11 protein-coding genes are annotated in these 14346 nt (G+C 63.3%); 5 read left to right on the top strand and 6 right to left on the bottom strand.

The window, feature by feature from the left end:
• Window positions 1–864 precede the first annotated feature (864 nt).
• The 4 genes from AC04SF_RS26535 (at window position 865) to AC04SF_RS26520 (ending at window position 6945) form a co-directional block, all read left to right on the top strand.
• Window positions 865–1149, top strand: a complete 285-nt coding sequence (locus tag AC04SF_RS26535; protein ID WP_488480195.1) for a hypothetical protein — start codon at window positions 865–867, stop codon at window positions 1147–1149.
• A gap of 380 nt (window positions 1150–1529) precedes the next feature.
• Window positions 1530–3734 carry a peptidase domain-containing ABC transporter gene (locus AC04SF_RS26530; RefSeq protein ID WP_488480194.1) on the top strand — a complete coding sequence of 735 codons (2205 nt, stop codon included), beginning with the start codon at window positions 1530–1532 and terminating at the stop codon, window positions 3732–3734.
• An 86-nt stretch (window positions 3735–3820) separates the two neighbouring features.
• Window positions 3821–5182: an HlyD family type I secretion periplasmic adaptor subunit gene (locus AC04SF_RS26525; RefSeq protein ID WP_488480193.1), complete on the top strand. Its 1362-nt coding sequence runs from the start codon at window positions 3821–3823 to the stop codon at window positions 5180–5182.
• A gap of 74 nt (window positions 5183–5256) precedes the next feature.
• The gene (locus AC04SF_RS26520; protein ID WP_488480192.1) at window positions 5257–6945 is read left to right on the top strand and encodes a tetratricopeptide repeat protein; all 1689 of its coding nucleotides are present in this window, start codon (window positions 5257–5259) and stop codon (window positions 6943–6945) included.
• A gap of 442 nt (window positions 6946–7387) precedes the next feature.
• On the opposite strand, the gene AC04SF_RS26515 is transcribed toward AC04SF_RS26520, so the two are convergent.
• Window positions 7388–7597, bottom strand: a complete 210-nt coding sequence (locus tag AC04SF_RS26515; RefSeq protein ID WP_202351209.1) for a hypothetical protein — start codon at window positions 7595–7597, stop codon at window positions 7388–7390.
• Between the two features lie 996 nt (window positions 7598–8593).
• On the opposite strand from AC04SF_RS26515, the gene AC04SF_RS26510 reads away from it, so the two are divergent.
• Window positions 8594–9229, top strand: a complete 636-nt coding sequence (locus AC04SF_RS26510; protein ID WP_488480191.1) for a hypothetical protein — start codon at window positions 8594–8596, stop codon at window positions 9227–9229.
• Window positions 9230–9667: 438 nt separating this feature from the next.
• Here AC04SF_RS26510 and guaA read toward each other — a convergent pair whose 3' ends face one another.
• The 5 genes from guaA to AC04SF_RS26485 form a co-directional block, all read right to left on the bottom strand.
• Entirely contained in the window at window positions 9668–11230 is a 1563-nt protein-coding gene (guaA, locus tag AC04SF_RS26505) for a glutamine-hydrolyzing GMP synthase (protein ID WP_488480190.1), read from the bottom strand.
• A gap of 55 nt (window positions 11231–11285) precedes the next feature.
• The gene (locus AC04SF_RS26500; RefSeq protein ID WP_488480189.1) at window positions 11286–11951 is read right to left on the bottom strand and encodes a 5'-methylthioadenosine/S-adenosylhomocysteine nucleosidase; all 666 of its coding nucleotides are present in this window, start codon (window positions 11949–11951) and stop codon (window positions 11286–11288) included.
• Entirely contained in the window at window positions 11951–12409 is a 459-nt protein-coding gene (locus AC04SF_RS26495) for a PaaI family thioesterase (RefSeq protein WP_023686843.1), read from the bottom strand. Before AC04SF_RS26495 ends, AC04SF_RS26500 begins: the two co-directional genes overlap by 1 nt.
• A gap of 100 nt (window positions 12410–12509) precedes the next feature.
• Window positions 12510–12962 (bottom strand): TspO/MBR family protein, encoded by a 453-nt coding sequence (locus AC04SF_RS26490; protein ID WP_488480201.1) that lies wholly within the window; start codon window positions 12960–12962, stop codon window positions 12510–12512.
• Window positions 12963–13036: 74 nt separating this feature from the next.
• On the bottom strand, window positions 13037–14326 hold the full coding sequence (locus AC04SF_RS26485; protein WP_488480188.1) for an RsmB/NOP family class I SAM-dependent RNA methyltransferase: 1290 nt from the start codon (window positions 14324–14326) through the stop codon (window positions 13037–13039).
• Window positions 14327–14346: the final 20 nt, after the last annotated feature.

Raw genomic sequence — 14346 nt, 5'->3', positions numbered from 1 at the left:
GCCACGGGTGCAACTGGCGATACCGGGGCCACGGGTGCAACTGGCGACACTGGCGCAACTGGAGCGACCGGCGCAACCGGAGCCACGGGTGCAACCGGTGACACCGGAGCCACGGGTGCAACTGGCGATACCGGAGCCACGGGTGCAACTGGCGATACCGGGGCAACTGGAGCAACTGGCGACACTGGCGCAACTGGAGCGACCGGCGCAACCGGAGCCACGGGTGCAACCGGTGACACCGGAGCCACGGGTGCAACTGGCGATACCGGGGCCACGGGTGCAACTGGCGACACTGGCGCAACTGGAGCGACCGGCGCAACCGGGGCCACGGGTGCAACCGGTGACACCGGAGCCACGGGTGCAACTGGCGATACCGGGGCAACTGGAGCAACTGGCGACACTGGCGCAACTGGAGCGACCGGCGCAACCGGAGCCACTGGTGACACGGGAGCGACTGGTGCGACCGGAGCCACGGGTGCAACTGGCGATACCGGAGCAACCGGCGCGACCGGGGCAACTGGAGCGACTGGCGACACTGGAGCGACGGGCGCAACCGGAGCCACGGGGGCCACTGGTGATACCGGAGCGACTGGTGCCACAGGTTCGACCGGGGCGACCGGTCCGACCGGCTCAACCGGCGCGACAGGCTCGCCTGGTCCGACAGGGTCGACAGGTCCGACCGGCTCGGGCGGTGGGACCGGTGGTCACGACAACAACGGCCACGGCAACGGAGAACAGCCCGCGCCGGGCAATTCCGGCGACCATAACAATGCCGACAACAGCGGCCATCAGGGACAGGGCAACTCTTCCGGAGGCCAAGGCCAGGGCGGGCATAACGCCAACGTCACGGCGAGCTCGCTGGGGTTGACGGACACGACGAAGTTCCTGCAGTCCGGCTCGACCGACACCAACGGTGATCCCGGCAAGCATGCGTCGTTCGGTCAACTGGTCAGCCTTGCGGCGACTTCGGTGACGACAGACCTGCTGAACGTCCTCAAGACAATCAGCGGATCTGGCAACAACCAGAACAAGCCGCTCGGGGCGAGCACGGATCTCACCTCGGATCAGACCAAGCCTGGCGCCGGCTACGCCAGCAACGACCACACCGTCAAGACGTCCCTGAAGGATCTCTTGAAGCCGCACGAGTGAGCGGCGAATGGACCTGGACGGTGACTGGTCCAAGTTCGAAAAACAGGCGCGCGGGCTTCGCTGGAAAGCGGGGTCCGCGCCCCGATCATTCCCTTCTGTCGGTTCGAAGGGAAACGCGCGAACGTCGCGGGAGAGCGAGGTTCGCGCGTTAAACATGCCCGGACGCGGATTGGCATGAGAGTCGCGCGGCCGATCAATTCGGAGTAGAATGGAGGCATGATCGAGAACCTCAGCAGAGGCAGTTCGGCCCGGGCATTGTCGAGGTCCCTCGCCTGCCGGAAGACACGTCCATGGTGAACATCCCCGTGAACGCCGAAATCCAAGCGGTCCCGATTCACGCCGGTTCCGCGCAAGGCGACGCGGCGGGCGGCGAGAGCACTATGGCGCGGATCCCTCGCGGTCCGGCTGAATTCGACAAGATCGGGCCACGTCTCAAGGCGATGCTGCGCGCCGCCCGCTATCACGGTGTCGAGCTCGACCCGAACGAATTCAGGGCCGCGAGCGCGGTTCCGGCCGCCGCCGATCTGTCGCAGTGGGCGCAGGACGCCGGCATGTGGTCACGCGCCGTACGCATCCGCTGGTCCCACCTTCTGCGCTTCCAGGACGCCGGCCCGGTCGTCCTGTTGTTCAACGATGGCGGCGCGGCTCTCCTCACCGGGGTGAGCGCCGAGCGAAACGTCGTCTTCCTGAAAAGTGTGGATGCACCCGACGATGGTGAGGCCGTCGCCATCGACGAGCTGCGGCTGTCGCAGGTGTGGACGGGCGAGGCACTGCTGCTGCGCGCCACACGATCCTATGTCGCGGCGGACGCGCCCTTCACCCTTCGCTGGCTCGCCGAACTGGTGCGGCTCGAAAACCATGCCCTGCGCGATATCACCATCGCCTCGTTCACGCTGAGCGTCCTTACCATCCTGCCGCCGCTCATCGTCATGACGGTGGTCAACAAGGTGCTGCAGTTCAACAGCATCTCGACGTTGGTGCTGCTGTCGGCGGTGATCGCCGTGGTGTTCGCCTACGAGACACTGCTTGGCCATGCGCGGCGGCTGATCATCAATGTCGTCGGCGCTCGTCTGGACACCAAACTGCAACTGCACGTCTTCAGCCGGCTGTTACGCCTGCCGCTCGACTACTTCGAGCGTCATCCGGCCGGCGAGACGATGTATCACCTCGCCCAAGTCTATCGTATCCGCGAGTTCCTGACCGGAAAACTCCTCAGCACGTTCCTGGATATGATCACGCTGTGCGTGCTGGTACCGGTCATGTTCTACATCAACGCCGCCCTCGCCTGGATCGTGCTGGCCTGCGCGGTGGTGATCATGCTGATCATCCTCGCCTTCCTCAGGCCACTGCGCCGCAGATACCAGCGGGTGGTCGACGCCGAGACCTGGAAGTCGGCGGCGCTGGGCGAGACTGTCGTCGGCATCAAGACGGTGAAGGCGCTCGGTCTCGAGCCGCAGCGCAAGGCGCTCTGGGACGAGCGGGTGGCGGAATCCGGAAAGGCGCGCCTCGCCTTCGGACAGCTGGCAAGCTGGCCGCAGACCCTGGTCACGCCGATCGAACGCGTGATGGTGCTCGGCACCATGCTGATCGGCGCCTATCTCGCGATGAACGACCGCTCGGGCTACATGGTCGGCGGCCTGTTCGCGTTCATGATGATCGCCCAGCGCGTGGCCCAGCCGCTGGTTGGCCTGGCGCGACTGGTCGAAGACTACGAGGAGGTCGGTGCGGCGATCGGCGAGGCAGCGTCGGTCCTAAACCGGCCGCTGGAGAGCAGTTCGAATTCCACGGGCCTGAGACCCAGGCTGGTCGGCGAGGTCGTGTTCAGCGACCTGACCTTCAGCTATATCGCCACCAAGACACCGGCGCTCGACCGAGTCAGCTTCCACATTCCCGCCGGCAGCATGTTTGGCATTGTTGGGCGCAGCGGGTCGGGAAAATCGACAATCGCCCGCCTCCTGCAAGGGATCAACCGCGACTACAGTGGTTTCCTCAAGCTTGATGGCGTCGATCTCAAGGAAATCAACCTGCGTCATCTGCGCCAAGGGCTTGGTGTGGTGCTGCAGGACAACTTTCTGTTCCGCGGATCGATCCGCGACAACATCATCGCCGGGCGCCCAGGCCTGACGCTCTCCGACGCCATGCGCGCAGCGCATCTCGCCGGCGCCCAGGAATTCATCGAGCGGATGCCGAATGGCTACGACACCTACATCGAGGAAGGTTCGCCCAATTTGTCGGGCGGTCAAAAGCAGCGGCTGGCGATCGCGCGCGCGCTCATCCACGATCCGACCATCCTCATCCTCGACGAAGCGACCAGCGCACTCGACCCGGAGAGCGAGGCGGTTGTCAGCGCCAACCTCATGCGCATCGCCAGCGGGCGCACGATGATCATCGTTTCGCACCGGCTCTCCTCGCTGACCGAGTGCGACAATATCCTGGTCATGGATCAGGGCAAGGTCCTCGACGTCGCGCCGCATGCGACCCTGCTCGAACGATGCGCGCTCTATCGCCAATTGTGGTCGCAGCAGAACCGGCACCTCGACGGCCGCCACGGCCGCCCGGTCGCCGTCCCGCCGCGGTTGGTTTGATCATGTCGCGCGCCTCATATTCGCATCAGGTCGGGTAACCCATGAGCAGCACCTCTCTCACCCCCCTTCCCGCCCGGTGGCACCGGATGGAAACGAGGGATCCGACGACGCCGGCCATACTCGAGTTCCAGTGGCCGTCGACGGCAGTCGCCAATGCGCCTATTCCGCGGGCGGCTCGCGGCATCGTCTGGATCGTCTCCAGCCTGGTCATCGCGCTGATCGCCCTGGCGGGGCTGATACCGGTCGATCAGGTCGTAACGACCAGAGGGCTGGTTGTATCGCAATCCCCCAACATCGTCGTGCAACCGCTGGAGACAGCGATTGTCCGCTCGATTGAGGTGCGGGAAGGACAGCGCGTCCAGGCAGGCCAATTGCTTGCCCGCCTCGATGCGACCTTTACCTCAGCCGACCAAGCGGCACTGGCCATGCAGGTCTCGACGCTTGAAGCGGAGGTGGCGCGGTTGAAGGCCGAGGCCAGCGGCCAGACGTTCACCTACAACGGCCTCGACCCGAGTTGGACCCTGCAGGTGTCGATATTCGAGCAACGCAAGGCGGTCTACGACGCCAAGGTGGAGAATTTCGAACGCCAGCGTGACGAACTCAGCTCGGTGATTTCGCGATCGCAATCGGATGCCGACGGCTACCGCCAGCGGCTCACGGTCGCCGACTCGATCGAGCAGATGCGCAGGCAGCTCGAGGCAAGGCAGGTAGGAAGCCGCCTCAACACGCTCCTCGCCGAGGACAACCGTGCGGAAATGTCCCGGGCGCTGGGCAATGCCGAACAGACCGCGGAAGCCGCCAAACGTCAGCAGGCAGCGGTGGCCGCCGAGCGTGACGGCTACATTCAGGGCTGGCGCGCTGAAGTCTCGCAGAGCCTGTCGGAGGCGAGCTCGCGGATTTCGGACGCCCGCGAACTTCTCAACAAGGCAAAGCTTCGAAACCAGTTGGTCGAGTTGAAGAGCCAATCAGACGCCATCGTTCAATCGGTGGCAAAAGTCTCCGTCGGCTCGGTCATGCAGTCAGGGGAGCGCTTTATCACGCTGGTGCCGGCCGACGCGCCGCTCGAGATCGAGACAAACATCGTTGGCAGGAGCAGCGGCTTTGTGCATGTCGGCGACCCGGTGATCATCAAGTTCGACACCTTCCCCTATTCGCAATACGGCCTCGCCCATGGAACTGTGCGGGCACTCAGCCCAGATTCCTTCTCGGCACAGGAGCAAGCGCGCGATCCGAACAGTTCCCTGGCCATGCTGCCTTCCGACGCCGAGCCCTTCTATCGCACGCGGATCTCCATCGACCAGGTCGCCCTCCACGGCGTGCCCGCCGGTTTCGCCGTCAGCCCCGGCATGCCGGTGACCGCCGACGTCAAGGTCGGCCGGCGCACGATACTCAAGTACATTCTCGGTGTGATGCTCCCAATCGGCCAGGAGGCGATGCGGGAGCCATAGAGTACCGGAGGGATCAAAGGCTCGGATCGATGACAATCCTGGATCGGCTGACTGGTCTGGCCTTCCCGGCGGCGGTGTTGCGTCGGGCGATCCAGCTTGCTGACAGCGGCAAGGCCGCTGAAGCCTTTCCGCTTATGGCGAAAGCGGCACGCGCGGGGATCGTCGAGGCCGAGTACCGGGTCGCGCGTTGCTATCTGGAAGGCGCCGGTGTGCCACCGAGCCGCATGGAAGGCGCGCGATGGCTGTTGCGGGCGGCCAACCACGGGAGCGCGGATGCGCAGGCGCTCCTCGCCGCTCTCTACGTCACCGGGCTGGTGACGGCGGAAGCCGACGGCAAGGGACCCTCGGAGCACTTGTTCAAACCTGATTCCCCGGGAAAACCAGACTTCGCTGCCGCTTTCGACTTTGCCACCAAGGCGGCGGAGGCAGGCTCGGCCACGGGACAGGCGATCCTCGGTTATATCCTTACCAGCGGCCCCACATCGATGCGCGATGCCGATGCGGCACACCGCTGGTACGAGAAGTCGGCTTCCGCCTGCTGCGCCGAAGGATGTCTCGGCCTTGCCCTGTCGCTGGCCCGCCGCGGCAAACGCGAAAACAGAGTTCGGATTGCGGAAGAGGTAAGGCGGGCAGCCGACGCCGGCCTGCCGACCGCGACCTATCTTCTTGCGGTCCTCACCGAGCACGGGCTCGGCGTCGCATGCGACAAGGCAGCAGCCGCTCAACTGTATCAGGCTGCTGCAGAGAAGGGCCTGCCCTCTGCCCAGTTCCGGTTGGGATTGGCACTGATCGACGGTGCACTCGTCGGCCAGGATGTCGCTGCCGGGGAGGCATGGATGCGGCGTGCCGCCTTGGCCGGCAATATCGAGGCAGCCTATCTCCTGGGCGATCGCTATGTGAAGACACAGCGGCCCGATTTTGCAGAAGCCGCGAACTGGTATCGGCGGGCAGCCGAAGCGGGCCACCAAGCCGCCGCCCGCGCTTTGGCCTCGCTCTATTTGACGGGAAATGGTGTGGCTGAGGATGTCGAGGAAGGAGCACGCTGGCTGCGCTCTTCCGCAAATGGCGGCAATCAGCAGGCACAGACCGACCTCGCCAATCTTATCCTCGGAGGGGTCGGCGAGCCGGACGACGGTGCAAGCGTTGCCGGATGGTTCGAGGCGGCCGCATCATCGGGCGACCTCATCGCGGCATTCAACCTTGGGCTCTGCTTCGCCAAGGGCGTCGGCGTTCGCCAGGACGAGGGGCAAGCGGCACATTGGCTGCGGCGCGCGGCCGAAGGCGTCGCCGAGGCGCAATATATGTATGCCCGCCTCCTCCAGGATGGACGCGGCGTGGCTGCCGACCCAACTCAGGCCCGCGTGTGGTTTGCGCGGGCGGCCGACGCCGGCGTGCTCGACGCACGCGTGGCGCTCGCCGAGATGCTACTCAATGGGCGCGGCGGCACGCCCGAGCCCGAGGCTGCAATGCAGCTGTTTGAACAGGCCGCCGCCAACGGTCACGCCGGGGCGATGTTTGCGATTGGCGCGCTGTACGGAGCCGGCCACGGCCTGCCGGTCGACCAGACAAAGGCGCAAAAATGGTACGCTGCCGCTGCCGGACGTGGGCATAGCCATGCCCAATTCATGCTTGGACGTTATCTCTTGAAAGGCCTCGCCGGGGAGCGCGACCCGGTTACCGCTCGCCTTTGGCTCGAGCGCGCGGCCGCGCACGGGATCAGTGAAGCCGCCGACGAACTGGGGGCTGCGGGCGGATCCAACTAGTGCTGCTGTGGCTGTTAGAGTGAAGCGGCGCCAAGAAGGCTGGAGGACCGTTGGAAATCCGCTGACCGACTGGCTGCGACATGAGCCATATGCTCGTTTAACAGGGGAATTAAAGGTCCGCCCCCCAATCTGGAACCTCTGACTGCTGCAGCCTCGACAACTGCCGCAATCACCAACCCTTCGAAGTCACCAATGTTCCAGACCAAACGATCGAAAGTCGCATGAATCGAACGGCATCCGGTCTTGGACCTTACAATCGCCCCGAGGACCACAAATCGCGTGTTCACCGGTCAGAGCCTGAAGTAGCAGAAACTAAGATTCGGCAAGCACGTTACTGCCGGTCTCACGCCACGGCAGGTAGGATTTGTCAGAATTTAGGAAGTTCCAGTGTCGGCGATGTCTCGGTGCTGACAAGGTCTTCAATTGCGAGAATGGCTGACCTCTAACGGCCCAGCGGTTGCCTGGATAGCGAAACCAGCTCATCCTCATCGACAATGCCTGCCATGTAGTTGCCTATGATTCTGGAGGCGATTGCGTCACGCTCATCGGGTGATTGATGTTCGAGCTTCAGCTGCTCGAACACCCGACCCAGCAGAGCCATTTCGGCTGGCTTAAAGATACCGGCCTCAGTTGCCTTTCGCCGAATTGGCATGATTGTCCTCCGAGAAATCCTGCAAAGAAGCGTGCCGCAGATCTCGCCACGCAGGTGTTTCACTAGAAATTAATCTCGCTTTCATCGCTTCTTCTGCTTCGGCGTGATCTCCTCGACCCGCACCTTTACGCGTCCTGAATCATCGCCTGCTCGAGCGCCTCGGCAGGACGATGGAGGGCACCTACCTGCCGCACGGATCAACTTTTAGAGATCACTAATGTTCCGCACACACATGATATTGAGAACGGCCTCGGCTGAGCGATAGAAAAATCGACGTTTCACCATTGCTTTCTGAGGAGTTTGCGATGGATAGCGTCATGCACGACAGCAAGGTCAATCCTTGCGTTGAAGTGGTCGAAGCGGGAGAATGGTTCGTCGTGTGGTCGATGGCGATGAAGAACTAACCCGAGCATTCGAAATAGAGTCGTTCGCCCCGGCGTCCTATGAAGTCGCCCGTGACGCCAGACACTGCCAAGAGAATGGCAAGCCCGAAGATCACCTAGCAGCCGCCACCATGGCGCTACGCAAGGTTGGGGGAAGGACTGGACGCACCGGCCAACGTGATTGAGGTCACTCTGGCAGTTGCAGCGCCGGGGGCAGACGGTGAGGTCAGGACTAAAGTCTTGGCTGCTAACGGCGAAGGTCTGACGTTACCACTTTAGTTCCGCAAATGTCCGTTGGACGTTCCATTACTTTAGCTAAGCGTGATATTAGCCATTTGGTACCGTTCACACCTTGGCACTACCCGGCCGGTGTGTTGACAGCCCGAATCCGGCACGGCCCCCTGGACCTTTGCGCATTAAACATCCGACTTCAGTCCTAAGCTCTAGAGCTTTCACAGGTGATTGTGGCGCCAGTAGTATAGCGCGTCGTCGGTGAGGATTCCGGTATGAAGGATGACCAGGGCCAAATACCACGGCCCTCCGGCATTAGCGAAGCGGCGGGCGTCGTTTTGTCGTTATGGCATGTGTACAACGAACCGGGCGATTATACGCCGTGACGCCGTGGATCGCAGTTGTGCTGATTTTCAGCGCGTTGCTGTTTCTAGCCAGGCGGCGCACTTCGCCCTCGCGAAGCAGGATGTGGGTATCCAAGCCCATCCAACCCGAAAAGGCTTTTACAGCAGCATATGCTGTCATTGAAGCTGCGTTCAAGCTTGTACACGAGGGAACGACCCTCTTGGATCTGAACGACACGATCATTCTAGCGGCTGACAACTTGGGACTACAATCAGCCAAACTATCGTGGATGGTGGCCATCATGGCCCTAGAGCAGGCGCATCCAGGCTTTCGCAATGGCTATCGTTTCGAATCGATGAGGCTTATCGCCTTTATGGAGTTCAAAAGGCATCTGCAAAGCAACTGCCACGACTTTGGGCGTGAAGCGAGTTCGAAGGTGGTAGAGACGGCAGTAAGCGAAGTGGCGGCATGCACCGGCGCCTTTGACCATACGTCTGCTCGGCTCATAGCAAATCATCCCCACCCTCTAAATCCGATTTTCGCGGAGATCGAGCGCAGCTACAGGTTCGCGGCCATCACAGCATCTGTCATCACGAACGATGAGGCGCGCCTGGATGCGGCCTACGGGCCGGTATTTCGCAACGCCTTCCAAGAATGTCGAGCCGCTGGATAGCAGATCCTAGCCGGCAGCTCACCAGCGCGCGTCTCTGCCGCGCCTCCATCCTACGCCACCGACGCGTCCCGCGCGTCATGGCGCCGCCTGTAGCCATCGAGAGTCATCGGCATCGGGAAGGACGCCATCTCGGTCGCCGATGCCGCCAAGCCCTCGCCGACCCGTCGCATGCAGCCACGAGCGCCAGCGGTAACGACATACCTGACAACACCGACAGCCTCGTCTTTCCTGGCTTCGCCTATCGCCCTTCGGCAACCGTTCGTCGCTTGTCCAACCCCGCCTTTTTGCACGCCATTGTACGCCAATACATACTCGCACAGCCACGTTTCGGTGCCCATCAGATTGCGGAAAGGCGATCGAGGCCGGCAACGGGTCATTGGCTTAGGCACATTAGCGACGGCGCAATGTGCCGAACTTACGCTATCGCCGTGGTCCCCGTCACTCCCACTCGATCGTACCAGGCGGCTTCGACGTGACGTCGTAGACGACGCGGTTGATGCCGCGGACTTCGTTGATGATGCGCGTGGCGGCGGCGCCCAGGAAGGCCATGTCGTAGTGGTAGAAGTCCGCCGTCATGCCGTCGACCGAGGTGACGGCGCGCAGCGCACAGACGAATTCGTAGGTGCGGCCGTCGCCCATCACGCCGACGGTCTGCACCGGCAGCAGCACCGCGAAGGCCTGCCAGATGGCGTCGTAGAGACCGGCCTTGCGGATCTCGTCGAGATAGATGGCATCGGCCTCGCGCAGGATCTCCAGCTTCTCGCGGGTGATGCCGCCCGGGCAGCGTATGGCAAGGCCCGGTCCCGGGAACGGGTGGCGGCCGATGAAGCTTTCGGGCAGGCCAAGCTCTTTGCCGAGCGCTCTCACCTCGTCCTTGAACAGTTCGCGCAGCGGCTCGACCAGTTGCATGTTCATGCGCGCAGGCAGGCCGCCGACATTGTGGTGCGACTTGATGGTCACCGACGGGCCGCCGGTGAAGGAGACGCTTTCGATAACGTCGGGATAGAGCGTGCCTTGCGCCAGAAAATCGGCACCGCCGAGTTTCTTGGCCTCTTCCTCGAACACTTCGATGAACAGCCGGCCGATGGTCTTGCGCTTCTTCTCCGGGTCAACCTCGCCTTCCAGCGCCGAGATGAATTTTTCCGAGGCATCGACCAGGATCAGCGGCAGATTGTAGTGCTGGTGGAACATCGCCACCACACCGGCCGCCTCGTCCTTGCGCATCAGGCCATGGTCGACGAGGATGCAGGTCAGCTGATCGCCGACCGCTTCGTGGATCAAAAGCGCGGCGACCGAAGAATCCACACCGCCCGACAACGCGCAGATGACCTTGCCCTTGCCGACCTGCTTGCGGATCGCCTCGACCGCGTGTTCGCGGTAGGCGCGCATCGTCCAATCGCCCTCGATGCCGGCAATGTTGTGGACGAAGTTCCTAAGCAGCCTGGCGCCGTCCGGCGTGTGCACCACCTCGGGGTGGAACATGATGCCGTACATCTTGCGCTCGACATTGCCGAAAATGGCGAAGGGCGAACTCTCCGACTTGCCGAAGACCTGAAAACCCGGCGGCAAGGCGATGACCCGGTCGCCATGGCTCATCCACACCTGATGGCGCTGGCCGGTCGCCCAAAGGCCGTCGAACAGCGGGCTGTCCTTCTCGATCTCGACGAAGGCGCGGCCGAACTCGCGATGGTTGGAGCTTTCGGCGACACCGCCCATCTGCACGCACATGGCCATCTGGCCGTAGCAGATGCCGAGCACCGGCACGCCGGCATCGAAAACGATCTGCGGCGCGCGCGGGCTGCCGATATCCGATGTCGAAGCCGGACCGCCGGACAGGATGACGGCTTTGGGATTGATGCGTTTGAACGCGGCTTCGGCCGACTGGAACGGCACGATCTCGGAAAACACGCCGGCCTCGCGGATGCGGCGGGCGATGAGCTGGGTGAACTGGCTGCCGAAATCGACAATCAGGACGGTGTCGGGATGATTGGCTGTTTTCATGGCGAGCGTTTAGAGAAAGAAATGAGTCGGCGCAATGGGTTGCGTAGGCTGACTTTCAGACGAGTCTCGTCTCGGCTCGGGGTGAATCCGCCCGGAGCAGACCCGAGCCGATCGCCTGTTCGAGGCGCATGACGGCGTCGGCCAGCTTCTCGTCGATGACATGCAGATATTCGGTCCAGTCGCCGACATGCCGCAAATCCGCCGCGCCGTCGGAAATGCCGCGCAGCCCGATGAGGGGGATGTCGAACAGCTGACAGGCGCGCAGGCAGGCGAAGGTCTCCATGTCGACCATGTCGGCCGCGATTGCATTATAGGCAGCGCCGGTGATGACAGCGCCGCCGGTCGACAGCGTGGCTTCCTTGATTTCGGGGATACGAAACGGCAGCGGCATCGTCACCGGCAGATCGAGGAACGGTGTCGCGCCTTTCTCGAAACCCAGCGGCGAGGCATCGATGTCGCGATAGCTGACGGAGACGGCCTGATAGATTTCGGTCTGTTCCAGGGTCCGGCTGCCGGCGGAGCCGAGCGAGACAACAAGGTCCGGCAACGCCTTCTCGGATTTCAACCAGGAGAGTTCGGCGCCGAGCCGGACACCGGATTCGACTGGGCCGACGCCCGTCATCAGCGGCGTGAACAGTTTTTGCAGATGCGGGCCGTATTCGGCCTGCGCCGCCATGACGAAGAGAACATCCTTGCCGCCAATTCGCGTAACATTAGCCATCAGCCCGCAATCCCATCGCGGCCGACCACCGTCATCATCGTCCCCGTCATTGTGGCGATGAGCTTGGCCTCGCCATCGGCGGCGAAGGCATAGGCCTGGCCGTCGGCGACGATGATGGTGCGGCCGGGCTTGGTCACGGAGCCACGGAACAGGAAGCGCTCGCCCCTGCCCGGCGCCAGTAGGTTGACCTTGAATTCGATGGTCAGCACGCCGGAATTTTCCGGCATCAGGGAGAAAGCCGCGTAGCCGCAGGCCGAGTCCAGCGCCGTCGAGATGACGCCGGCGTGCAGGAAGCCATGCTGCTGGGTCAGTGCCGCGGAGTAAGGCATCTCGATCTCGATGATGCCTGGAGTCACCAATGTCAGTTCGGCGCCGATCGTCGCCATCGCCTGCTGGCGGGCGAAGGACGCCCTGACGCGATCCTCATAGTCCGGGGCCGGTACGATCTTTGCTGCCATCGCTGATGCCTTCACGTTTGCCGGGAAAGCTTATCGCAGAGGCTCGAGCGGCAGGCAAATGCTTTTGCTGCACTGCAACAAAAACGACATCGTCGCCCCCCTAGTTCAACCAGAGCAGCGAGGCGTTGAGCAAGGTGGCGAAGGCCACCCATGCTGCGTACGGCGCGAACAACCAGCCGGAAAGCCTGTCTCGGTTCCATACCTTGATGATGAATAGAACAATGCTGGCGAGAAGGAGCACTATAACGACCAAAGCTGGCCCCATCATTTTCGCGCCGAAGAAGGTTGGCGACCACGCGAAATTCAGGGCGAGCTGGACGCCCCAGATCTTCATCGCTGCTCCCTTGGGTTCTCGCACCCAAGTCCGCCAGCCAGCCACAGCGATCAGCACATAGAGCGATGTCCAGGCAGGCGCGAAGACCCAGTTGGGCGGATTGAACGGCGGTTTGACCAGCGACGCGTACCAGGCGCCCGGCAAGGTCGCGTAACCGATCAGCAGGCCACCGCCCAGCACCAGGACAATGAAAAGCGCAAGCGACAGGTATCTATGCAAGAATTCCACCCCCGTTGCGGCCCGACGCCGCGCATCTGCAACTGGGGCGCCATCGCCAGCTGTCAACGGCAGCGTCAATTCGTCCGGCGCATGGCGCAGAAGTAGAACCCGTCGGTGCCGCTCAGCGCCGGGGACAGCGAGATATCCCCGCCAGCGCCGATCCGCGCGGCAGCCCCGTGACCCGGAAAACGGCTGTCCCAGAGCACGCGATGATCGACCGGGGCAAAGCCCTTGTGCCGCTCGCGAAATGCCGCGATCTGCTCGCCATTCTCTTCGTCGAACACCGAGCAGGTGATGTAGACCAGCAGGCCGCCGGGTTTGACATACAGTTTGGCGGCATCGAGGATTGCCGACTGTTCGCCCTTGCGGGCGTCGAGCTGCCTTTGCGTCAGCCGCCATTTGGCATCGGGACGGCGCCGCCAGGTGCCGCTGCCGGTGCAAGGTGCGTCGACCAGTACGATGTCCATATGGTTGGCGAGGGGGCTGAGTTCAGCCGGCTTGGTGACGACCTGCACATTGCGGTTTTCCGAACGGCGGATGCGGTCGAAGATCGGCGCCAGCCGCGCCTTTTCGGCATCGTGGGCGAATATCTGGCCGCGATTGTCCATCGCAGCCGACAGCGCCAGTGTCTTGCCGCCGGCGCCGGCGCAGAAGTCGAGCACCTGCATGCCGGCTTCGGCGCCGGCAAGCGTTGCCGCTATTTGCGAGCCCTCGTCCTGGACCTCGAACCAGCCTTTCTGGAAGGCCGGCTCCGACTGCACGTTGGGGTGCCTGCCGTCGCCGTCGATGGGCGGAATGCGGATGCCGAGCGGCGCGATCCGCGCGGGCTGCGCCCCTGTATCGGCCAGTTCCTTGAGGACCTTGGCGCGATCGGCCTGCAGCGTGTTGACCCGGATATCGAGCGGCGGGCGGGTCGCCAGCGCTGCGCCCTCTTCGACCCATGCCTCACCGAAGGCCCGTTCGAAAAGCGGTTCGCACCAATCGGGTATGTCGGCCCGCACCGCGGGCGGCGCGTCGGCAAGCTGGCGACCAGCGACCGTCTGGAGCTCTGTGGCGCTGAGCAGCGGCGGCGCGAACTTGTCGCCGTCGAGCGCGTCGTTGAGCGACTGCGCCGTCTGGCCCCATTCGAGCAGCAATGCGCCGAAGCCGATGGCGCGCGGCGTGTCTTCGCCGAGCAGCCAACCGGCCGAGCGCTTGTGGCGCAGCGCGTCGTAGACGATGTTGCCGATCGCCGCGCGATCACCGCCGCCGGCGAAGCGGTGCGACAGGCCCCAATCCTTCAGCGCATCGGCCACCGGCCGGTGACGCCGGCCAATGTCCTCCAGCACTTCGATGGCCGCAGCCAGCCGTCCGCCCAGTCGCATTGATCATTCCATCAAATCGA

Source organism: Mesorhizobium sp. CNPSo 4671 (genome assembly GCF_057784245.1).
This window is presented reverse-complemented; position numbering and strand designations above follow the sequence as displayed.

Coding starts and splice junctions, on each gene's coding strand:
- AC04SF_RS26530 (WP_488480194.1), top strand. CDS start 1,530: ATGGCGCGGATCCCTCGCGGTCCGGCTGAATTCGACAAGATCGGGCCA.
- AC04SF_RS26525 (WP_488480193.1), top strand. CDS start 3,821: ATGGAAACGAGGGATCCGACGACGCCGGCCATACTCGAGTTCCAGTGG.
- AC04SF_RS26515 (WP_202351209.1), bottom strand. CDS start 7,597: ATGCCAATTCGGCGAAAGGCAACTGAGGCCGGTATCTTTAAGCCAGCC.
- guaA (WP_488480190.1), bottom strand. CDS start 11,230: ATGAAAACAGCCAATCATCCCGACACCGTCCTGATTGTCGATTTCGGC.
- AC04SF_RS26500 (WP_488480189.1), bottom strand. CDS start 11,951: ATGGCTAATGTTACGCGAATTGGCGGCAAGGATGTTCTCTTCGTCATG.
- AC04SF_RS26495 (WP_023686843.1), bottom strand. CDS start 12,409: ATGGCAGCAAAGATCGTACCGGCCCCGGACTATGAGGATCGCGTCAGG.
- AC04SF_RS26485 (WP_488480188.1), bottom strand. CDS start 14,326: ATGCGACTGGGCGGACGGCTGGCTGCGGCCATCGAAGTGCTGGAGGAC.